The organism is Pseudoruegeria sp. HB172150, assembly GCF_013184805.1.
Taxonomy (GTDB): domain Bacteria; phylum Pseudomonadota; class Alphaproteobacteria; order Rhodobacterales; family Rhodobacteraceae; genus Psychromarinibacter.
In genome coordinates, this window is the sequence record NZ_JAATNG010000006.1 from 151046 (window position 1) to 170723 (window position 19678).

The window sequence follows — 19678 nt, forward strand, 5'->3', positions numbered from 1 at the left end:
GCAATTGCCTCGACGGGTTATCGCGGACGGACGATATCCAGATACATCCGGCGGAACACCTCGGCGGTTGGCGCCCAATCGCCGCGCATGGCGAGGCCGCAGGCCGCCCCATAACCATCGTCGGGACGCGGCCTCAGTCTGACAAAAGGCGGCAGTCCGTATCTCATGGCGATGAACCCGGCCCAGATCCGCGCCGTTCGGCCATTGCCATTGGCGAAGGGATGGATCCTGACCCATTCGGCATGCGCCCACGCGCAAAGCTCGATCACGGCGTTCAGTTCATCCTTGTCGCTTGGGCCTTCGCCGGCATGGACAATCCCGTCCAGCGCTTCAACCGCGCCTGTGAGGGTCTCTTCGAACTTCGCCAGTTCTTCCGAAACCTGCGCGGACGGCGTTCCCGGATGCGGACCTATCCGGACCTCGACGCCTTCCAGCCCTTCTTCGCCGCGAAATTTGCCGCTCAACGTCTCGGCCGGAACGACTTTACCGTGCAGATTGCCGGTAAGTCCTTGCATCGACGTGGAATGCCAGTGCCGCGCCAGTTCTGCACTGGGCAGCACGCGGCTTCGGGCTTCATCCCGCGAAAGCCGAAATGCGTTCTTCAGATTTTCGCGCAGCCTGTCGCTGTTCCCGTCCCAGTCAGGCACTCAGCAGACCGCGAAGGAGCCTTGTCGTCTCAAAGCCTTCCTGCGCTTCGATCACGCCTTGCGCGGGATCTTGATCCGTCGACAGCTCGGCTTCGGCGGCTGCTTCGATGGCCTTCTCGAAGTCCGGATCGGCTTCCCGGTACTTCCTCAGGTCCCTGAGGGAGGCTTCCAGTTCTTCCTCGACCAGCAGCGTCTCCTTGGCGACGAATTGCTGCAGAGCCTGAATGGCCAGCTTGTTCATCGTCATGTGACGCAGCTCGCCCAGTTTCGACAGCTGTTCCTTCAGGCTTTGATCGACGCGAAGTGTCATGGGGACCGGCATCGGCCACCTCCAGTCATGGTGACGTCAAAATAGCAATTTGCTATCAAAATTTCAAGATGCTCACGCTGTGATGACCATTTCGCATGTGCTCGAGACGTGGTCAGAGAGCAAGCGTCCCCACACAGACGTTTGCGCTAACATGCCTGGAATCAATGACTTGACCCCCCGTCCCCATGGGGACGCCCCTCAGCGCCGCCCCAGTCCGGCCCTCATGATCGCCATCCGGACCGGCGGCACGTCATGCACCATCCTCAGCCCGAACCGCCGCAGCGCCTGCACCGGCGCCTCCCCCGACCGGCACACCCGGTTGTAAAGGTCGATGGCCCGCGCCCTCAGGGCAATATCCCCCGCCCGGCCGCTCTCATAGGCCCCAAGCTGCGCCTCCCCGCCCAGCCCCGCCGGATCCCCCCGCGCCAGCTCCACCAGCGCCGCGATATCATGGAGCGAGGTGTTCAGCCCCTGCGCCCCGATGGGCGGCAGCACATGCGCCGCCTCCGCCACCAGAGCCACCCTCTCGCCGGTCAGCCGCTCGGCCACCTGGGTCACCACCGGCCACATCCCCAGCCCGCCGACCCGCTCCATCGGCCCAAGCACCCCGCAGGCCCGCTCCGTCATCGCCTCGCCGAAGGCCGCCGGATCCAGCCCCGCCAGCTCCACCGCCCGCGGCCCGTCATTCATCCACACGATCGCCGAAGCCGGCCGACCGTTCACGTCCGGCAGCGGCACGGTCGTGAAGGCGCCACCTTCGTTGTAAACCTCCGTCGAGACCCGCGCATGACCCAGCGCGTGGGTAGCCGTGAACGCCAGCACCTTCTGCCCGTAGCGGCTGATCCGGACGCCGATGCCCGCCGCCTCCCGCAGCGCCGAGTCGCGCCCGTCCGCCGCCACCGCCAGCCGCGCCGCGACCTGCCGGCCCCCGGTCAGGTTCACCCGCACCTCGGCCGTGCGGGTCAGCAGCGACCGGAAGCCGGTGCCCCAGCAAAGCTCTACCTCCGGCATCTTAGCAATCGCCCGCACCATCTCGCGCCGGGTCAGCGCATTCGGCAGGTTCCACCCGAAACTCGCCGCGCCAAGGTCGCCCGGCTCGAACACCCGCGTCTCGCGGATCTCCGGCGGCCAGCCGGCGGTATCAATGATCCGAAGCGCATCGAGCGGCATGGCATGCGGCGCAAGCGTGTCCCAAAGTCCGATCCGCTCCAGCAGATCGCGGGCGGGCTGCAGGAAGGCGGTGGAGCGTAGATCCTCGTCGTGTTCATTCTCCGCGGGAGGCGGCGAGGGGTCAGCCAGCAGCACGGAAAAGCCGGTCTCGCCAAAGGCCGCGGCAGCGGCAAGACCGGCCAGCCCGCCACCAGCCACGAACACATCGACCCGCTCCGGTGTCATGTCAGCATCGCCAGAAAGCCTGGCAGGTCGTCGGTATGGTGATGGATATGCGGCTGCGGATCCGGCTCGGGCGCCACATGTACCGTCCGCATCCCCAGCGCATGCGGCACCGAGAGGTTGCGGATGTCATCCTCGAACATCGCCGCGGTCTTCGGCTCCAGCCTTTCGGCGGCAAAAACGAGATCGAACGCTGCGCGCTCCGGCTTCGGCCGCCAGTTCGCGTGCTCAATCCCGTAGATCGCGTCGAACACGTCCGACAGACCGCGCCGTTCCAGAACCCGCTCGGCATACTCGCCGTCGCCGTTGGTGTAGACGATGCGGCGGCCGGGCAGGGCGCGGATCGACCGCGCCAGCCCCTCGTCCGGTTCCAGCATGTCGAGCGAGATGTCGTGCACCTCGCGCAGATAATCCCAGGGCTCGACCTTGTGATTGGCCATCAGCCCAGCCAGCGTCGTCCCGTGCTCGCGCCAGTAATCGGCGCGCAGGCGGTCCGCTTCGACGTGATCCACCGACAGTTCGCGCATCACCCAGGCGTTCATCTTCTCTTCGATCTGGTCAAACAGGCGCGCCGCAGGCGGGTACAGAGTGTTGTCCAGGTCGAAGACCCAGTGCCGGACATGAGAGAAATGCTGCGCCACCATGTGGCGGTATTTAGGACTGCGCCGGCGCAGCGTCCATCGTGAAAGCTTGATTGTGACGCTTGGGCGCGGCTAATGTATACCACCGTATTCAGAAAGGCCGCGCATGTCGGACCCGAAGTCCACGCAGAAGGACGCCTACGAGATGATACTCGAGGCGATTGATGTCGGAATCTACAAGCCCGGCGACCGACTGGTGGAAAGCGAACTGGCTGAGCGCTTCGGCGTTTCCCGCACCCCGATCCGCGAGGCGCTGCAGCGGCTGGAGACGCAATCGCTGCTGGCGCGCGACGGGCGATCCCTGATCGTGGCGTCGCTGGATCATAACCAGCTGGCGGAGCTTTACGTGGTGCGGACCGAATTGGAAGGTCTGGCGGCACGACTGGCGGCGAAGCATGCCACGCCCGAAGAGGTGCGGGTGCTAAAAGACATGGTCGAGGCGCACGAAAGCATCGTCGACGATCCCGCGGCGCTGTCGCGGGCGAACCGGCGGTTCCACAAGCAGATCCATCTGGCGTCGCACAACCGCTATCTCGTGCAGCAGCTGGACCTCGTGCACCGGACGATGGCGCTTTTGGCGACAACGTCGCTGGCGGTCGAGGGGCGCGGTGAGGGAACGGTGCGCGAGCATCACGCGATCGTCGATGCCATCGAGGCGGGGGACGGAGATGCGGCCTACACCGCGCTGCGCGCACACATCTCCAAGGCGTTTGAGACCCGGCTCAAGCACGACGCTGGCGGAAGCGCCGCGGCCTGACCTGTTCGGAATCCGTCGTGGCTTCCGCGGTTTCGTCATAAAGGCCGTGCGCGGTCTTGTCCCAGAAGAACGGCCGCGTCAGCAGATCGAATAGCCCTTTGTAAGCGGCAAGCGCTGCCAGCGGAAAGTAGAAGTGCAGCGTGATGACCCATGGCAGGAGGTGGCGGTGCTGTCTGCCCCTCACGGCGAATAATCCGACGGCAAGGCTGATCGCCTCCGATGCGATGAAGGTGGCGACCAGTGCCACGGTGCCGGCAGTGCCGATCAGCGGAGCGAATGGGTGCTGGATGCCAAAGGGCATCAGCCAGAACAGCCACAGGAATGGCGCCAGCAGAAACTGCGAGATCGTGCCGAGGAACAGGAGCTGAACGCCGAGGAAGCGCCATGCCCCCAGTTCGCGCCACAGCCGCCAAGGGCGCCGCATGTGCACCGCCCAGGTCATCATGTAGCCCTTGAGCCAGCGTGACCGCTGTCGGATCCAGGGCCACGCCCGGCAGTTCGCCTCTTCGGCGGTTACGGACTCGATGAACTCGGTGCGGTAGCCGTGACGCGCAAGGCGCACGCCCAGATCCGCATCCTCTGTCACATTATGGGCGTCCCAGCCGCCGAGGTTTTCCAGCGCGGTGCGGCGAAAGAACAGCGACGTGCCTCCCAGCGGGGCCACCAGCCCCAGGCGCGTCATGCCCGGTAAGACCACGCGGAACCAGGCCGCGTACTCGACGGCGAAACATCGCGCCAGCCAGTTCGAGCGGCTGTTGTAGAAATCGAGCACAGCCTGCACGCAGGCCAGGTCCGGTCCACGCTCATGGAACCGTTCGACCACCCGCAGGATCTGGTCGGGGGCTGGCGCATCCTCGGCATCATAGACGCCGATGAGTGAACCTCGGGCGAACTCCAGCGCGTAGTTGAGTGCGCGGGGCTTGGTCTTGAGCCTGCTGGCGGGAACGACGACGGGCCGCATGTGCTGCGGCAGGTCGATTTCCGCCAGTGCGGCGCGGGTGGTTGTGTCGTCCGCCTCGACGATCAGCAGGATGTCGAGCAGTTCGCGCGGGTAGTCCAGCCGTTCCAGCCGTCCGATCAGACGCGCGGCGATCTTGCGTTCCTTGTAAAGCGGAACCAGCAGCGACACGCGGGGCAGGCGGGCGACGATGGGACGTTTGGTCCGCTGGTCCGGTTCGGCCGGGGCACGCAATTGCCGGAGCATCGCCGCGAGTTTCAGCGTGCTGTTCGCCAGAAGCGTGACGATGGCCCAGACGGTGAAAGCGCGCGCCGATTGCAGCGGGTGAAAGATCACTGCCACAGCGAGGACCAGGAACAGCACCAGCGCGAGCGGCGGTAGGCGGTTGAAGCTGAATGCCATGGAGCGGCAACTTTCCAGCTCCGGAACGCGGGTCTCGGCGCGGCGGATCAGCGACTGTGGCTGCAATTTCTGTACGGCGCGGTGGAGCTCGATCTCTCCGGTCACCGCCATCGAAACCGGACCCAGAAGCGACTCAAGCAATGGCAGGTGCCGGTCGAAATCTTCGGGGCGGCCGGAGGCGACGAGGGTTCGGCCGTCCCGTTCGACCCATGGCAGAACGCCGAGTTTCAGGCATTGCTCTGCGCCGACCTTTTCAAACAGGTCGAGGTCGGGTGGCACCGCATCGAAATCCGCAACCTCGCAACCGAACTGCTCGGCCAGGGCATCGAACAGCCGGGGCCGGTCAACCAGCTTCTGCGCGAGGAGGATATCGCCGAGTTTGGTGTCGAAGCGCGCCATGCGTTCCAGAGCGAAGCGGCGGTCGACAGGACTGAGCGCGCCGCGGGAGACGAGGATCTGGCCCAGCGGAACCCTGTTGGGCCGGCTGGAAGGAACGGCGGACAGGCGCTCGGGCCCGTCGGCGGACAGCAGACGCGCGGAAGTCATGATGAAAACCCTCAGGCAAGCAACGCCCAGAGGATTTTCTATCGTTGTTAATTTTGTCTTAAGTTAAGGATAGTTAACGGTTTTCGATGGCCGAAACGAAGCGTTCGAACAGGTAATAGCTGTCCTGCGGTCCCGGGCTCGCCTCTGGGTGGTACTGCACCGAGAAGACCGGGCGTTCCCGATGCCGGATGCCGCAGTTCGACCCGTCGAACAGCGACACATGAGTCTCTGTCACGTCGGACGGCAGCGTCTGGCTGTCGACGGTGAAGCCGTGGTTCATCGAGGTGATCTCGACCTTCCCGGTCTCCAGATCCTTCACCGGATGGTTCGCACCGTGATGGCCGTGGTTCATCTTGATGGTCTGAGCGCCGAGCGCGATGGCGAGCATCTGGTGGCCAAGGCAGATGCCGAAGACCGGCATATCGGACTTGTCCAGGATGTCGCGGATCATCGGCACGGCATATTCGCCGGTCGCTGCCGGGTCGCCGGGGCCGTTCGACAGGAACAGGCCGGCGGGATCGTGGGCCATCACATCCTCGGCCGTTGCGGTGGCGGGCAGAACCGTCACGTCGCAGCCGGCGCTGGCGAGGCAGCGAAGGATGTTGCGTTTTGCGCCGTAGTCGATGGCGACGACCTTGTGGCCGGGCGCGTCGCGCCGGGCGAACCCGTCGGGCCAGGCCCACCGCATTTCATCCCAGCGATAGGATTGCGCGCAGGACACTTCCTTGGCGAGGTCGAGGCCAACCAGCCCCTTGAAGGCCCGGGCGGAGGCGACCAGCGCCTCGATATCGAACTCACCGTCGGGAGAATGAGCCAGCGCAACATGTGGCGCGCCCTGCTGGCGGATCGCGCGGGTCAGGCGGCGTGTGTCGAGGCCGCCGATGCCGATACGGCCGCGTTTTTCCAGCCAGCCGACCAGCGGTTCCGCCGCGCGCCAGTTCGACGGCTCGGTCGGATCCCATTTCACCACCATGCCCTCGGCCACCGGATCGGCAGTTTCGTCGTCCTCGGGGTTCACCCCGACATTGCCGACATGGGGGAAGGTGAAGGTCACGATCTGCCCGGCATAGGACGGATCGGTCATGATTTCCTGATACCCGGTCATTGCAGTGTTGAAGCACAGCTCTGCCGTTGTCTGCCCGGCGGCGCCGAACCCCTTGCCGAAAAACAGGGTTCCGTCGGCCAGCGCAAGGCAGGCGGTCGCGTTATCCGGTCCGCGCGAGAGGGGCATTGGAGGCGACTCCTTGTTCGGGATCGGCGGGAACCTATTCGCAGCGGCGGCGGGTTTCAACCCTCGACGCGATTCGCGTTACCTAGCGTTCTCAATGGGTTAGATCGGCAAGCTTCGGTTGCGCGGATTTTGCACTCGCAGTATGTTACGGATTTGCGAAACCTCAAGGGGAGAGGACCCGCACATATGGACATGCGCACCAGGATCAGCGACGCGCTGAAGGATGCGATGAAATCGAAGGACGCTGCCAGACTGTCGACACTCCGGCTAATCAACGCGGCGATCAAGGACAAGGACATCGCCCTCCGCGGCGAGGGCGAGGGCGCCAATGGCGTGACCGATGCCGAGGTGCTTGGCATTCTCGGCAAGATGGTCAAGCAACGCCACGAAAGCGCCCGCGCCTATGAAGAAGGCGGTCGGCTGGACCTGGCCGAACGCGAACTGGACGAGATCCGCGTCATCGAGGACTTCCTGCCGAAGCAGCTCGACGACAGCGAGATCGAGGATGCCGTCGACAAGGCCATCCGCACGACCGAGGCTTCCTCGATCCGCGATATGGGCCGCGTCATGGGCGCGCTCAAGGCGCAATATACCGGCCGGATGGATTTCGGCCGGGTCGGCCCGATGGTGAAGGAGCGGCTGGCCTAGGCTGACCGTTTCCACAGGAGCCGCCGACGCGGCTCGCACATTGACTCCGCCCCGGCCCTGGGCCGCGGGCGGAGTATTCTTTTGGCGGCGTGACACTGTGAGGCGCTCGGGTCGTGGTTCCACCGGGCCGGGTTCTTCAGCGAGATCGCAGTATTGCACCGCGCAAAACTTGTTCATAGGGAAGGGTTTGCGGCGCAAAAGTCACTTTTGCACATGGTCAGCGCAGGTGCCGTCCGGCTTCTTTCCTGGCAAAGCCTTTCATGTCGCCTCCATGCGCTTCGAGAAACGCCTTCGCACGCTCGGCGTCGTGTTTTGACAGGTCCCGCACCCACCAGGCGACGGCTTTCTGGATGAACCAGTCCTTGTCCGGCACATAGCTTGCTGCCCAGCCGAGCACGCGGTCGCGGATCGCTTCTTCCTCGGGCTTAGGATTGTTCTGCTTGGTCCAGGGCAGGGTCATCACCAGCGCGGCGCGCCTGCTCCACATGTGATCGGAGCGGGTCCAAACCTCGACCTCGTCCAGCCGCGACGGATCGGCGACGAGCCTCTTCTGCCCGGCAATGCTTGCGTGATCCGCGATGGCCCAGGCATCGAATGTCGGAACCCACGAGGCGATCAGCTGCCAGACCGGCTCATCCTCCTTAATCCGCGCCTGTGTCAGCAGCTTGGCCGCAGCCAGGCGTGCCTCGTGAATATTCGTGCGCCAGAGGTCGTCGGCCAACTCTGCCCGTTCGGCAACGGTCATTTCACGCCGCCAGTACTTGACCAGGGTGTCGATGTCCGGATTGGTAACGCCAAGATACGGGCGGTCGGCCTTGTGATAGGCGGCCATGTCGGCAGCTTTTCCGGGCTGGATATAGCCTTCCAGAGCCGCGATCGCCGCCTCTGGCGTCATTCTACGGTGACGGACTTGGCCAGGTTGCGCGGCTGGTCCACATCGGTGCCTTTGGCCACCGCCGCGTGATAGGCCAGAAGCTGCGCGGGAAGGGCGTAGAGGATCGGCTCGAACAGCGTCGCAACCTCGGGCATCACCAGCGTCTGCCACGTGCCCTCGCTGGCCAGTTTCGCGCCGGCAGGGTCCGTGATCAGCAGCACCTTGCCGCCACGGGCCATGACCTCCTGCATGTTCGACACAGTCTTGTCGAAAAGCGCGTCCTGCGGCGCCATCACGATCACCGGCACGGTCTTGTCGACCAGAGCGATGGGGCCGTGCTTCAGCTCTCCCGAGGCATAGCCTTCGGCGTGGATGTAGCTGATTTCCTTCAGTTTCAATGCGCCTTCCATCGCCAGCGGGTACATCTGGCCCCGGCCAAGGAAAAGCACGTCCTGTGCTTCGGCGACGCGGCGCGCGGCGGCGGCAATCTGCTCCGACTGGGTCAGCGCAAGGTTCATGCGGCCCGGAAGACTCTGCAATTCGGCGAGGTTTTCGGCGAGGTCCGCATCGGTGATCCGGCCGCGGTCATGCGCCGCCTTCAGAGCCATCAGCACGAGGACAGTCAGCTGACAGGTAAACGCCTTGGTCGAGGCGACGCCGATTTCCGCGCCCGCCAGGATCGGCAGGTTTACATCGGACTCGCGGGCGATGGAGCTTGTCTCGACATTCGTGACCGCCGCGATCTGCGCCTGCGCGGCGCAGTAGCGCAGGGCGGCGAGCGTGTCGGCGGTTTCGCCCGACTGGCTGACGAAAAGCGCCAGCGTGTTCGGCCCGATTGGCGGTTCGCGGTAGCGGAATTCGCTGGCGATATCGACCTCCACCGGGATCCCGGCGAGCCGTTCGAACCAGTATTTTGCGGTCAGGCAGGCGTAAAAGGCGGTGCCGCAGGCGACCATGGTGATCCGCTCGATCCGTTTGAAATCAAGCGCTTCGGGCAGGTCGATGCGGGAGCCGTCGACATAATGCGCCAGCGCGTCGCCGATCACGGTGGGCTGTTCGGCGATTTCCTTGGCCATGAAATGCTTGTGGCCCGCCTTGTCGATATGGGCGGCGTCGATCTTGACGGTGCGGATGGCGCGGTTGGCGCGGCGGCCTTCCGCGTCGAAGATATCGACGCTGTCGCGGGTCAGGACAGCGCGGTCGCCTTCCTCGAGATAGGTGATCCGGTCGGTCAGCGGCGCAAGCGCAATGGCGTCGGAGCCGACATAGACCTCTCCGTCTCCATGCCCGACGGCCAGCGGAGAGCCCTTGCGCGCGGCGATCAGCAGGTCGGCCTCGCCCTCGAACAGAAAACTTAGCGCGAAAGCGCCTTCGAGCCGGGCGATGGCCTGTTCGGCGGCGTCTCGGGGCGACAGGCCCTGATCTAGGAAGCGGTTGGTCAGCGCGACGATGATCTCGGTATCTGTGTCGGTCTCGAAGATCGCGCCATCGGCGCGCAGTTCTTCGCGCAGTTCGCGGAAATTCTCGATGATGCCGTTGTGCACCACGGCGACGGGGCCGGAGCGGTGAGGGTGCGCGTTGGTGACCGTGGGGGCGCCGTGGGTCGCCCAGCGGGTGTGGCCGATGCCGGCCTTGCCAGTCAGCGGTTCGTGCACCAGCAGGTCCGAGAGGTTGACCAGCTTGCCGACGGCGCGGCGCCGTTCCAGATGCGCCTCGTCGTTTACCGTGGCGATGCCGGCGCTGTCATATCCGCGATATTCCAGCCGTTTCAGCGCTTCGACCATGATCGGAGCGACCTCGTGCTTTCCAAGAACACCTACAATTCCGCACATTTACTTTACTCCTTGCCCCTGTTTTCTTTGTTTTTCTTATACAATTCGAACAGCCTTGACGCGACGCCTATCTTGACGACCTGTTCCGCGCGGCCAAGCGCCAGAGAGTCGGCCGGAACGTCCTTTGTGATCACCGAACCACTGCCAGTCATCGCGCCGTCGCCCACGGTAACCGGCGCCACCAGCATCGTATCCGACCCGATGAAGGCGCGCGCGCCGATTTCGGTGTGAAATTTTTCCACCCCGTTGTAGTTGCAAGTGACTGTTCCGGCACCGATATTCGCGTCCTCTCCGACGGTGGCGTCGCCAATATAGGTCAGGTGATTGACCTTGGCGCCGGGGCCGATCTGGGCGTTCTTGATCTCGACGAAATTCCCGATCCTCGCTCCGCCGTCCAGTTCCGCCCCGGGGCGCAGGCGCGCGTAGGGGCCGACGATGGCGCCGCCGCCGACATGCGCGCCCTCGAGATGCGAGAAGGCGCGGATCCGGGCGCCGGTTTCTATCGTAACGCCGGGGCCGAAGACCACGTTTGGCTCCACGACGACGTCGCGGCCAATGACCGTGTCGTGGGCGAAGAAGACCGTATCCGGCGCGGTCAGTGTCACGCCGTTCTCAAGTGCGGCGGCCCGGGCGCGCGACTGGAATTCCGCTTCCGCCGCGGCCAGTTCCGCGCGGGAGTTGATGCCGAGCGTTTCCGCCTCTGGGCAGGTGACGGCGGTGGCCGTAAGGCCCCGGGCGCGCGCCAGCCCGACGATGTCGGGCAGGTAATACTCGCCGCTGGCATTCTCGTTCGACACGGCGTCGATCAGGTCGAACATCACAGAAGTATCGGCGCAGATAACGCCACTGTTGCAGAGCGTTATCGCGCGTTCTTCGTCTGACGCATCCTTGTATTCGACGATGCGCATCAGTTGCTGGCCGTCCATCACCAGCCGGCCGTAGCGGGCGGGATCTGCGGCCTCGAACCCGAGGACGACCACCGCGTGGCCCGCAGCGCGTGCCGCCTGCATCGCCTCGAGCGTTTCGGGGCGGACAAAGGGTGTGTCACCGTAAAGAACGATGGTGTCGCCCTCGAAGCCGTCGAAGAAGCCCTTGGCCTGTGCCACTGCGTGGGCGGTGCCGAGCTGCTCCTCCTGCACGGCGATCCCTATCTCCGGGTCAACCTCAAGCGCGGCTTTTTCCACCGCGCCGGCACCGTGGCCGATCACCAGAACAGTGCGCTCCGGCGCGAGCGCCGCACCGGATGCCAGCGCATGGGCAAAAAGCGGGGCGCCGCCCAGCTCATGCAGCACCTTCGGAAAATCGGAATTCATCCTGGTACCCTGGCCCGCGGCCAGAACGATCAGTGCTGTTGCCATTCCGCTGCTCTTTGCTGTTATTACGGCGGTTCTAACGGAACCGGTGCGCCTCGCAAGTCCCGTGACTATCAAAACGCGTTTCGCCCGGTTACAGCGAGCGGCAAGTTTACGCCGGGGGACATAGTGCGCACGGTCATCTTCGATCTCGACGGCACGCTGGCCGATACCAGTGGCGACCTTATCGCGGCTGCAAATGCCTGTTTTCAAAGGCTGGGCCACGGCGATCTGTTGGATCCCTTGGCGGATGCATCCACTGCCTTTCGTGGCGGGCGGGCGATGCTTCGGCTGGGGTTCAAGCGGATCGGGATCGAAGACGAGGCATTGGTCGACGCAGAATTTCAGCCGTTCGTCGACTGCTATACGCAGAGCATCGACCGCTACACGACCATCTATCCCGGCGCAATCGACGCGGTCGAGCGGTTGCTGGCGGATGGATATGCGGTCGGCATCTGCACCAACAAGCCGGAGGCACAGGCCGAGATCCTGCTCGACCGGCTTGGTGTGCGGGGGTACTTCGCGTCTCTGATCGCGGCCGACACATTGCCGGTGCGTAAGCCCGATCCGGCACCCTATCGGGCTGCAGTGGAACGCGCCGGCGGCGTTCTGGAACAGTCCTTCCTGCTGGGTGACACCGTTACCGACCGCGACACAGCGCGCGCCTCGGGGGTGCCCTGCGCCCTTGTGACATTTGGTCCCGATGGTAGTACCGTGGCCGAGCTGGAGCCCGATGCTCTACTTGATCATTTTGATCAATTATCAAAGGTGACGCGAGGTTTGATCGGGTGACACCGATTGACGCGAGCGCCTTGGTGAGCATTAGTTCGCGCCATGGATGAACGATTCACCGGCAGCTTTACCCAACAGGAACCTATCCCCGAGGACGGGATCGCGGCGGCCGTCGAGGTCATGCGCCACGGTCGGCTGCATCGCTATAACCTTGCCGAAGGCGAGGACGGCGAAGCTGCGCTGCTGGAAAAGGAATTCGCGGCCTATACCGGCGCGGCCTATTGCCTTGCGGTGACATCCGGCGGCTACGCCATCGCGGCGGCGCTGCGGTCGGTCGGGGTGAAGCCTGGCGACAAGGTTTTATCGAATGCGTTCACCCTGGCTCCGGTGCCAGGAGCCATCGCGAATGTCGGGGCGGAGCCGGTCTTTGTCGAGGTGACGGAAGACCTGGTGCTCGATCTGGATGACCTGCAGGCCAAGATCCTGTCCAGTGGCGCGCGGGTTCTGCTGCTGTCACATATGCGGGGGCATATCTGCGACATGGACCGTCTGATGGGTCTGTGCTGGGACGAGGGCGTCACTGTTGTCGAGGATTGCGCGCACACCATGGGTGCGTCGTGGAACGGCGTTTCCTCGGGCCGTCATGGGGTGGTCGCCTGTTTCTCGACGCAAACCTACAAGCACATGAATTCCGGGGAAGGCGGGCTGCTGATCACCGACGACCGGGAAATCATGGCGCGGGCAGTGATGTTGTCGGGGTCTTACATGCTGTACAACAGGCATCTTGCGGTTCCGGCTGCGACTGCGTTCGAACGTGTCCGATACGAGACCCCGAACATGTCCGGTCGTATGGACAACCTGCGGGCCGCTATTTTGAGGGTGCAATTGCGGCAGCTGTCCGGCCAGTGTGCCCGCTGGAACGAGCGGTACCGTGCGGTTGAGGCGGGGCTGCGCGGCGTTGCCGGGCTCGAAGTCATCGAGCGGCCGGAAAAAGAGGACTTCGTCGGCTCCTCGATCCAGTTCCTCCTGCTCGACTGGCCGCCGGATGATATCAGCACTGTACTGAACCGCTGCCGCGAACGGGGCGTGGAGCTGAAATGGTTCGGCGCGGCGGAGCCGGTTGCCTTCACCTCGCGCTACGACAGCTGGCGCTATGCGCCGACCGAGTCATTGCCGCAGACGGATCGCGTGCTGGCGGGGCTTGTGGACATGCGGATTCCGCTGACCTTCTCTGTCGAGGATTGTGAACTGATCGCCCGCATCATCTCGCAGGAGGTCGGGCGGGTGTTTCAGAACAAGGCGGCGGAGTAGCCTGCGACCGGGCGTAAAACATCGACCGGTTTTGCGTTCTCCTCATTTCACGAATCCGCAAAACCATATCTTTGTCAGCAGCTTGAGCGCCAGTCCGAATTTGCAGACGCAAAAGAAGTATTGGCGTCGATTGACCGCCTCCGGGCGGCCCGATAGCGTTCCCTCGATACCGGGCAAAAGGGAGGAAGCCCCATGTTCACCGCATCCATGCGGTTCGATCTGGGCGAGGACGTCAACGCCCTGCAGGAGGCCGTCCATCGTTGGGCTCAGGACCGGGTAAAACCGCTCGCGGCGGAGATTGACCGGAGCAATCAGTTCCCATCCGAGCTGTGGCGCGAGATGGGGGAGATGGGCCTCCTCGGGATCACCATTGACGAGGAATATGGCGGCGCCGGTATGGGCTACCTGGCCCATGTCATCGCTGTGGAGGAAATCGCGCGTGCTTCGGCCTCTGTTTCGCTCAGCTACGGAGCGCATTCGAATCTATGCGTCAACCAGATCCGGTTGAACGGAACCGAGGCGCAGCGGCAGAAGTATCTGCCGAAACTGGTGTCGGGCGAGCATGTGGGCGCGCTGGCAATGTCGGAGGCGGGGGCAGGGTCGGACGTGGTGTCGATGAAGCTTCGCGCCGAGAAGCGGAACGATCACTACCGGCTGAACGGAAACAAGTACTGGATCACAAACGGGCCGGATGCGGATACGCTGGTGGTTTACGCCAAGACCGACCCGGAGGCGGGCAGCAAGGGGATTACCGCCTTCCTGATCGAAAAGGACATGACCGGGTTCTCGACCTCGGTGCATTTCGACAAGCTGGGGATGCGGGGGTCGAATACTGGCGAGTTGATCTTCGAGGACTGCGAGGTGCCGTTCGAGAACGTTCTGGGTCAGGAGGGGCAGGGCGTTCGGGTGCTGATGTCGGGGCTGGACTATGAACGGGTGGTGCTGTCCGGGATCGGCGCGGGAACGATGGCGGCCTGTCTGGACGAGGTGATGCCGTATCTGGCAGAGCGCAAGCAGTTCGGACAGCCGATCGGGTCGTTCCAGCTGATGCAGGGCAAGATCGCCGACATGTACGCTTCGATGAACTCGGCGCGCGCCTATGCATATGAGGTGGCGAAGGCCTGCGACCGGGGCGAGGTAACGCGGCAGGATGCGGCGGCCTGCGCGCTCTATACCGCGGAGGTGGCGATGAAGGTCGCGCATCAGGCGGTGCAGGCGATGGGCGGGGCGGGGTTCCTGGCCGATGCGCCGGTGGCGCGGATCTTCCGCGATTCGAAGCTGATGGAAATCGGGGCCGGGACGAGTGAGATCCGGCGGATGCTGGTGGGCCGTGAGTTGATGGCGGCGATGGGCTGATCGAAGAATCAAGGGAGATGATCATGCGGAGACTGGTTGCGACGGCTTTTGCCGCGCTGGCGTTGGCGGGGGCGGCTCAAGCGGACGGGATTGAGGGAGAGAGTGCCGAGGCGCTGATTGGCGGCTGGGTCGCCGCGGTCGCGTCGGGGGATGCGGAGATGGTGGCAGGGGTGCTGGCGCCGGAATTCCAGCTTGTCCGGGCCGATGGGACCGGGCACGACGTGGAAAGCTATGTGGCGGGCGGGTTCCCGGTGATCGAGTCGGTGCCGGAGGTCGAGGGGGCGGTGGAGACCGGCGACGGGGCGATCCGGGTGATCCGCTACTCGCTGGTACTGGACGAGGAGGTCGACAGGGCGGCGCTGACCAGAAGGGCGCCGAGGCTGACGGTCTTCCGGCAGATCGATGGGGCCTGGTATGTGACGGCGCATGCGAATTTCGCGGTGCCCGAGAGCTGACGGAACAGGGCGTCCCCATGGGGACGGGGGGTCAAGCCATTGATTTCAGGCGTGTTAGCGCTAACCTAGTGTGGGGACGCATTGCCGGATCACGCGGGAGTTACCATCTATCAGTCATTGAGTAACCGGAGTTCCGATGCGGAGACTTGTCCTTCTGACGGCCTTGTCGCTGCCGGCCCAGGCGCCGGCGCAGGAACTGCCTTTCGACAGGGCGCGCATCGAGTCCTGTCTCGCTGCCTCTGCCACCCAGGACGAGAAACTGGGTTGCATCGGCCTCGGATCCGAAAGCTGCAGGGCCGGCTCGGCAGGCGGAACCACAATCGGAATCGTCGAATGCACCGCGCTGGAGCGTGATTTCTGGGATGCGCGGCTTAACGCGACTTACAGGGCGCTGCGGTCGCACGAACGCGCGCAGGATGCCGAGGTTGCCGGATTGCCCTATGCCCAAAGCCAGGTCGACGCCCTGCAGGAGATGCAACGCGCCTGGATCGGGTTCCGCGATACGACCTGCCGCTATGAAAGCGCGCAGTATGCCGGGACGCTGAGCCGTCCGGTGCACATTCACTGCCTGATGCGGCTGACGGCCGAGTAGGCGCTTTATCTCGAAGACATGCTGGAAAACAGTTGAGGCGAGACGGCAATGAGTGACGCGAAACCCCCGAAAGGCCCGGACAGCATGTCCGAACTGATCCGGAAGGTGATCCGGGACCAGGAAGAGTTCGAGAAGCGGCGCGCCTCGCGGCTGGGCAGCGGGGCAGAGCGTCTGACGGCGCCGTTCGGTGGCCTGATCGCACGGATCATTCCGCCCGCCGTAGTGCGGCACGCGCTGCGGCAGGCAGACATGGCCGCCGGGCTGACGGTTCCGCGCGAAGTGACCGCGCATGACCTGAACGACATCACCGCCTGCGACCGCGTGGCGCTGAGGGTGCAGGCCTGGGCGCAGGGCACGAACGCCGCCACGGGCGGGGCCGCGGGCTGGTTCGGTGCGGCGGGACTCGCCGTGGACGTGCCAGCGACAATCGCATTGGCGGCTCGGAACGTGCGTGCGACGGGCGCAGCCTATGGTTTCGTGAAGGATGACGAAAGCGAGCGGGTGTTCCGGCTGATGGTGCTGGAGGTGGCGACATCCATGGCAAGCGACCGGCGGCAGGAGACGCTGGACAGCCTGAACGGGCTGGCGCGTGAACTGGCACGGCCAGAGGCGCGGATCATCCTGGAGCAGGGCGGGCGCTGGGTGACGGAGAAGGTGGTCGAGCGGATCACGCGGCAGCTTGGCATTTCGCTTGCGTCGCGAAAAGCGGGCCAGATCGTACCGATCGTGGGCGGGGCCGTGGGCGCGACCGTGAATGCGTCATTTCAGGCCGATGTGGCGCGGGCGGCCCGCTATGCCTATCGCCAACGCTGGCTGATCGAACGCAAGGCGCTGCCTGCGCCGGACGCGCCGATGGCGGAAGGCGCCTGAGGCCGAAATCAAACAACCCGCACCTGAAATGCATGGTCGGTGGTCGCTCTGTCTTTACCTGCGGCTCCGGTTTTGGAAGATTGTCTGCAAAAGCGCGCGGTGCGGCAGCCGCCCGCGCAAGAGGCAGTTTGGACCGATCCGGGTGTGACAAATGAGCGACCGACAAGGACCGCCGTCTAACAAGAAGAACTGGGAGCACAGCCGGTACAAGGACTGGCGGCCGGCCCATCACGAGGAAGACGCGCCGAAACGCGGGTTCTTCAGCGGCGGGTCAGGTGACGAGCCCAAGCGGCGCGGGTCGTTCCTGGGCTTCCTGCTGAAGGCCGTGGTCTGGATTGCGCTGCTGTTGCTGATTTTCGGACCAGGCGCGGATTTCGTGAACGGGCTGGCCAAGGCGCCGGAGGAGGGCTGCACGCTGCGCGTGGTGGTCGATGGCGGCACCATCGTATCGAGCTGCAGCCAGCTGCCGGAAAAGATTGCCGGTTTCGAGGCGCCGGCGCTGTTCGAGCCCGGCTGCGTCGACGAGGCGGTAGCGGCGGGCATGGCAAGCCTGGAACTGCGGAAAATCCTTTACGGCGCGGACCTGATCGAGGTGCTGGGGCCGGGCGCGGCCATCGGGCCGGCGCCGGAACCGGTGCCGGTGCCCGACAGTGAACCGGCGGAGGATACGGCCGAGGCGACCGACGGTGCGACCGAGGCGGCGGATGCCGAAGCCACCGAGACACCGGATGCCGAACCGGCCGAGACACCCGCGCCGGCGCAGCGCGCCGTGGTGCCCGACGGCTCCGTCGTGGTGCTGATCGACGGCACCAACCTGGCCGACCTGATGCTGGCGACCGAAACCGTGCAGCTGCCGGGCGGGCCCGGCTGGTGCGCGGCGGAATGATCCGGCTTCATCACTGCCATCAGACCCGGTCGATGCGCAGCCTGTGGCTGCTGCACGAACTTGGCGTCGAATTCGAACTGGTGGTCTATCCGTTCGACCGGACGCTGCGATCCCCGGAGTACCTGACGCTGAACCCGGCGGGGCGCGTGCCCGCGCTGGAAATCCACGGCGAGGTGATCTGGGAAAGCGGCGCCATCGCGCAGTATCTTTGCGAACGTTTTCCCGAGGCGGGGCTGGCGCGGATGCCGGGGGCGGTGGATCGGGCGGACTGGCTGATCTGGATGCATTTCGCCGAGACGGTCAGCCAGCACACTGCGGCGCTGACCCAGCAGCATATCGCGCTTTACGAGGACAGCATGCGCTCGCCCACGGTGATGAAGCTGGAGGCGATGCGTCTGCAGAAATGCTTTGCCGCCGTCGAGAGCCGTCTATCGACCCCGGTGGAGAACCGCGACTACCTGCTGACGGGCGGGTTTTCGGCGGCGGATATCGGGGTGGGGCAGGCCGTGTATATGGGCCGGCATTTCGCGAAACTGGAACCTTTTCCTGCGTTGGCGAAGTGGTACGAGCGGATCACCGAACGCCCCGCTTTCCGCGCGTCGCTGCCGCCGGAGGGGGCGGAGCTTTTGTACCGGCAGGACTTCTACCCGCCCTGGGAAACGTGACGTTTCCGCCGGCGACTCTTTATAGTGTACGGTGAGATACAGGTCGCTGCGGCGGCCCCGACTTTCCGCACTGCCGCATTTTCGGGCATTCACCCTATATTCATTTGTGCCAGCTGACAAAAAGCCCTGTGCAGCGCCGTCGCGACAGGCTCAGTCTCGGTTGACCCTCTCTGGGCCCGGGTTTATGGCTGGGCTCGCACTATGCACAAGCCGCCCAAGTGAAGGAGCCAGTACGTGCAAACCCTCGCCGCCGATTATCTCCCTATCCTGATATTTCTTGGCGTGGCCGTCGGACTCGGCCTGGTCCTCGTGCTTGCCGCCGCGATCCTCGCGGTCAGCAATCCGGACCCCGAGAAGGTGTCGGCCTACGAATGCGGGTTCAACGCCTTCGACGATGCGCGGATGAAGTTCGACGTCCGGTTCTACCTGGTGTCGATCCTGTTCATCATCTTCGACCTCGAAGTGGCGTTCCTGTTCCCCTGGGCGGTGGCGTTCAAGGATGTGGGGACCGTCGGTTTCTGGTCGATGATGATCTTCCTCGGCGTCCTGACCGTGGGCTTCGCGTATGAGTGGAAGAAGGGGGCCCTGGAATGGGAGTGAGCGAAAGCAAATCCGACACCGCGGTGGTGACCGAGGTGCTGGGCGACGGCCAGCAGGACGACCGGGTGAAATCGGCCCCGTCCTCGATGGTTCCGGCGGCGGCCCGCAACACCGAGTTCCAAGGCGAGGATGCGGTGCAGGCGCTGAACAAGGAACTGCAGGACAAGGGGTTCCTCGTGACCTCGACGGCGGATGTCATCAACTGGGCGCGCACCGGGTCGCTGCACTGGATGACGTTCGGGCTGGCCTGCTGCGCGGTCGAGATGATGCATACCTCGATGCCGCATTACGATCTGGAACGCTTCGGGATGGCGCCGCGCGCGTCGCCGCGGCAGTCGGACCTGATGATCGTGGCGGGCACGCTGACCAACAAGATGGCGCCGGCGCTGCGCAAGGTCTACGACCAGATGCCCGAGCCGCGCTACGTGCTGTCGATGGGCTCCTGCGCCAACGGCGGCGGGTATTATCACTACAGCTACAGCGTCGTGCGCGGCTGTGACCGGATCGTGCCGGTCGACGTCTACGTGCCGGGCTGCCCGCCGACGGCGGAGGCGCTGCTGTACGGGCTGCTGGCGCTGCAGCGGAAGATCCGCCGCACCGGCACGATTGTGAGGTAACGCC

Annotated in this window: 21 protein-coding genes; 12 read left to right on the forward strand and 9 right to left on the reverse strand. The window is 64.6% G+C overall.

Annotated elements, in window-relative coordinates; translation table 11 throughout:
- Window positions 1-17 precede the first annotated feature (17 nt).
- The 4 genes from HCO70_RS21155 to HCO70_RS21170 form a co-directional block, all read right to left on the reverse strand.
- Window positions 18-560, reverse strand: coding sequence for a Fic family protein (locus tag HCO70_RS21155; RefSeq protein ID WP_172299879.1), 543 nt, complete (start codon window positions 558-560; stop codon window positions 18-20).
- A 79-nt stretch (window positions 561-639) separates the two neighbouring features.
- Window positions 640-969: a hypothetical protein gene (locus HCO70_RS21160; RefSeq protein ID WP_172299880.1), complete on the reverse strand. Its 330-nt coding sequence runs from the start codon at window positions 967-969 to the stop codon at window positions 640-642.
- A gap of 186 nt (window positions 970-1155) precedes the next feature.
- On the reverse strand, window positions 1156-2352 hold the full coding sequence (locus HCO70_RS21165; protein WP_172299881.1) for an FAD-dependent monooxygenase: 1197 nt from the start codon (window positions 2350-2352) through the stop codon (window positions 1156-1158).
- A complete protein-coding gene (locus HCO70_RS21170) occupies window positions 2349-2993 on the reverse strand; it encodes a pyrimidine 5'-nucleotidase (RefSeq protein ID WP_172299882.1) in 645 nt (214 codons plus the stop codon). The genes HCO70_RS21165 and HCO70_RS21170 overlap by 4 nt, the downstream gene beginning before the upstream one ends.
- 103 nt (window positions 2994-3096) lie before the next feature.
- Here HCO70_RS21170 and HCO70_RS21175 point away from each other — a divergent pair, with 103 nt between their 5' ends.
- Window positions 3097-3747 (forward strand): GntR family transcriptional regulator, encoded by a 651-nt coding sequence (locus tag HCO70_RS21175; RefSeq protein WP_172299883.1) that lies wholly within the window; start codon window positions 3097-3099, stop codon window positions 3745-3747.
- On the opposite strand, the gene HCO70_RS21180 is transcribed toward HCO70_RS21175, so the two are convergent.
- Both HCO70_RS21180 and carA read right to left on the reverse strand, forming a co-directional pair.
- Entirely contained in the window at window positions 3713-5653 is a 1941-nt protein-coding gene (locus tag HCO70_RS21180) for a glycosyltransferase (RefSeq protein ID WP_172299884.1), read from the reverse strand. The genes HCO70_RS21175 and HCO70_RS21180 overlap by 35 nt on opposite strands.
- A gap of 73 nt (window positions 5654-5726) precedes the next feature.
- The gene (gene carA / locus HCO70_RS21185) at window positions 5727-6884 is read right to left on the reverse strand and encodes a glutamine-hydrolyzing carbamoyl-phosphate synthase small subunit (protein WP_172299885.1); all 1158 of its coding nucleotides are present in this window, start codon (window positions 6882-6884) and stop codon (window positions 5727-5729) included.
- A gap of 186 nt (window positions 6885-7070) precedes the next feature.
- On the opposite strand from carA, the gene HCO70_RS21190 reads away from it, so the two are divergent.
- A complete protein-coding gene (locus HCO70_RS21190; protein ID WP_172299886.1) occupies window positions 7071-7532 on the forward strand; it encodes a GatB/YqeY domain-containing protein in 462 nt (153 codons plus the stop codon).
- Between the two features lie 217 nt (window positions 7533-7749).
- On the opposite strand, the gene HCO70_RS21195 is transcribed toward HCO70_RS21190, so the two are convergent.
- The 3 genes from HCO70_RS21195 to glmU are packed head-to-tail and all read right to left on the reverse strand — an operon-like array spanning window position 7750 to window position 11596.
- On the reverse strand, window positions 7750-8427 hold the full coding sequence (locus tag HCO70_RS21195) for a DNA alkylation repair protein (protein WP_172299887.1): 678 nt from the start codon (window positions 8425-8427) through the stop codon (window positions 7750-7752).
- Window positions 8424-10238, reverse strand: a complete 1815-nt coding sequence (gene glmS / locus HCO70_RS21200) for a glutamine--fructose-6-phosphate transaminase (isomerizing) (RefSeq protein ID WP_172299888.1) — start codon at window positions 10236-10238, stop codon at window positions 8424-8426. The genes HCO70_RS21195 and glmS overlap by 4 nt, the downstream gene beginning before the upstream one ends.
- A 5-nt stretch (window positions 10239-10243) precedes the next feature.
- Window positions 10244-11596: a bifunctional UDP-N-acetylglucosamine diphosphorylase/glucosamine-1-phosphate N-acetyltransferase GlmU gene (gene glmU / locus HCO70_RS21205; protein WP_172299889.1), complete on the reverse strand. Its 1353-nt coding sequence runs from the start codon at window positions 11594-11596 to the stop codon at window positions 10244-10246.
- Between the two features lie 123 nt (window positions 11597-11719).
- Here glmU and HCO70_RS21210 point away from each other — a divergent pair, with 123 nt between their 5' ends.
- The 10 genes from HCO70_RS21210 to HCO70_RS21255 all read left to right on the forward strand — a co-directional run bounded on the left by HCO70_RS21210 (window position 11720) and on the right by HCO70_RS21255 (window position 19674).
- Window positions 11720-12382, forward strand: coding sequence for an HAD-IA family hydrolase (locus HCO70_RS21210; protein WP_371742295.1), 663 nt, complete (start codon window positions 11720-11722; stop codon window positions 12380-12382).
- A 42-nt stretch (window positions 12383-12424) separates the two neighbouring features.
- Entirely contained in the window at window positions 12425-13633 is a 1209-nt protein-coding gene (locus tag HCO70_RS21215) for a DegT/DnrJ/EryC1/StrS aminotransferase family protein (protein ID WP_172299891.1), read from the forward strand.
- 192 nt (window positions 13634-13825) lie between these two features.
- The gene (locus HCO70_RS21220; protein WP_172299892.1) at window positions 13826-14989 is read left to right on the forward strand and encodes an isovaleryl-CoA dehydrogenase; all 1164 of its coding nucleotides are present in this window, start codon (window positions 13826-13828) and stop codon (window positions 14987-14989) included.
- 23 nt (window positions 14990-15012) lie between these two features.
- Complete coding sequence (locus tag HCO70_RS21225; RefSeq protein ID WP_172299893.1) at window positions 15013-15444, forward strand: nuclear transport factor 2 family protein; 432 nt, start codon at window positions 15013-15015, stop codon at window positions 15442-15444.
- A 136-nt stretch (window positions 15445-15580) separates the two neighbouring features.
- Window positions 15581-16036, forward strand: a complete 456-nt coding sequence (locus tag HCO70_RS21230) for a lysozyme inhibitor LprI family protein (RefSeq protein WP_172299894.1) — start codon at window positions 15581-15583, stop codon at window positions 16034-16036.
- A gap of 84 nt (window positions 16037-16120) precedes the next feature.
- On the forward strand, window positions 16121-16906 hold the full coding sequence (locus HCO70_RS21235; RefSeq protein WP_216665560.1) for an EcsC family protein: 786 nt from the start codon (window positions 16121-16123) through the stop codon (window positions 16904-16906).
- A gap of 151 nt (window positions 16907-17057) precedes the next feature.
- A complete protein-coding gene (locus HCO70_RS21240) occupies window positions 17058-17792 on the forward strand; it encodes a hypothetical protein (RefSeq protein WP_172299896.1) in 735 nt (244 codons plus the stop codon).
- Window positions 17789-18457: a glutathione S-transferase family protein gene (locus HCO70_RS21245; RefSeq protein ID WP_172299897.1), complete on the forward strand. Its 669-nt coding sequence runs from the start codon at window positions 17789-17791 to the stop codon at window positions 18455-18457. The genes HCO70_RS21240 and HCO70_RS21245 overlap by 4 nt, the downstream gene beginning before the upstream one ends.
- 234 nt (window positions 18458-18691) lie before the next feature.
- Window positions 18692-19057, forward strand: coding sequence for an NADH-quinone oxidoreductase subunit A (locus HCO70_RS21250; protein ID WP_172299898.1), 366 nt, complete (start codon window positions 18692-18694; stop codon window positions 19055-19057).
- An 86-nt stretch (window positions 19058-19143) separates the two neighbouring features.
- Window positions 19144-19674, forward strand: a complete 531-nt coding sequence (locus HCO70_RS21255; protein ID WP_172300019.1) for an NADH-quinone oxidoreductase subunit B family protein — start codon at window positions 19144-19146, stop codon at window positions 19672-19674.
- Window positions 19675-19678: the final 4 nt, after the last annotated feature.

What these genes read in the sequence shown, in the direction of transcription:
- HCO70_RS21160 (WP_172299880.1), bottom strand. Translation starts at nt 969, where the DNA reads ATGCCGGTCCCCATGACACTTCGCGTCGATCAAAGCCTGAAGGAACAG.
- HCO70_RS21165 (WP_172299881.1), bottom strand. Translation starts at nt 2,352, where the DNA reads ATGACACCGGAGCGGGTCGATGTGTTCGTGGCTGGTGGCGGGCTGGCC.
- HCO70_RS21170 (WP_172299882.1), bottom strand. Translation starts at nt 2,993, where the DNA reads ATGGTGGCGCAGCATTTCTCTCATGTCCGGCACTGGGTCTTCGACCTG.
- HCO70_RS21175 (WP_172299883.1), top strand. Translation starts at nt 3,097, where the DNA reads ATGTCGGACCCGAAGTCCACGCAGAAGGACGCCTACGAGATGATACTC.
- HCO70_RS21180 (WP_172299884.1), bottom strand. Translation starts at nt 5,653, where the DNA reads ATGACTTCCGCGCGTCTGCTGTCCGCCGACGGGCCCGAGCGCCTGTCC.
- carA (WP_172299885.1), bottom strand. Translation starts at nt 6,884, where the DNA reads ATGCCCCTCTCGCGCGGACCGGATAACGCGACCGCCTGCCTTGCGCTG.
- HCO70_RS21190 (WP_172299886.1), top strand. Translation starts at nt 7,071, where the DNA reads ATGGACATGCGCACCAGGATCAGCGACGCGCTGAAGGATGCGATGAAA.
- HCO70_RS21195 (WP_172299887.1), bottom strand. Translation starts at nt 8,427, where the DNA reads ATGACGCCAGAGGCGGCGATCGCGGCTCTGGAAGGCTATATCCAGCCC.
- glmS (WP_172299888.1), bottom strand. Translation starts at nt 10,238, where the DNA reads ATGTGCGGAATTGTAGGTGTTCTTGGAAAGCACGAGGTCGCTCCGATC.
- glmU (WP_172299889.1), bottom strand. Translation starts at nt 11,596, where the DNA reads ATGGCAACAGCACTGATCGTTCTGGCCGCGGGCCAGGGTACCAGGATG.
- HCO70_RS21215 (WP_172299891.1), top strand. Translation starts at nt 12,425, where the DNA reads ATGGATGAACGATTCACCGGCAGCTTTACCCAACAGGAACCTATCCCC.
- HCO70_RS21220 (WP_172299892.1), top strand. Translation starts at nt 13,826, where the DNA reads ATGTTCACCGCATCCATGCGGTTCGATCTGGGCGAGGACGTCAACGCC.
- HCO70_RS21225 (WP_172299893.1), top strand. Translation starts at nt 15,013, where the DNA reads ATGCGGAGACTGGTTGCGACGGCTTTTGCCGCGCTGGCGTTGGCGGGG.
- HCO70_RS21230 (WP_172299894.1), top strand. Translation starts at nt 15,581, where the DNA reads ATGCGGAGACTTGTCCTTCTGACGGCCTTGTCGCTGCCGGCCCAGGCG.
- HCO70_RS21235 (WP_216665560.1), top strand. Translation starts at nt 16,121, where the DNA reads ATGTCCGAACTGATCCGGAAGGTGATCCGGGACCAGGAAGAGTTCGAG.
- HCO70_RS21240 (WP_172299896.1), top strand. Translation starts at nt 17,058, where the DNA reads ATGAGCGACCGACAAGGACCGCCGTCTAACAAGAAGAACTGGGAGCAC.
- HCO70_RS21245 (WP_172299897.1), top strand. Translation starts at nt 17,789, where the DNA reads ATGATCCGGCTTCATCACTGCCATCAGACCCGGTCGATGCGCAGCCTG.
- HCO70_RS21255 (WP_172300019.1), top strand. Translation starts at nt 19,144, where the DNA reads ATGGTTCCGGCGGCGGCCCGCAACACCGAGTTCCAAGGCGAGGATGCG.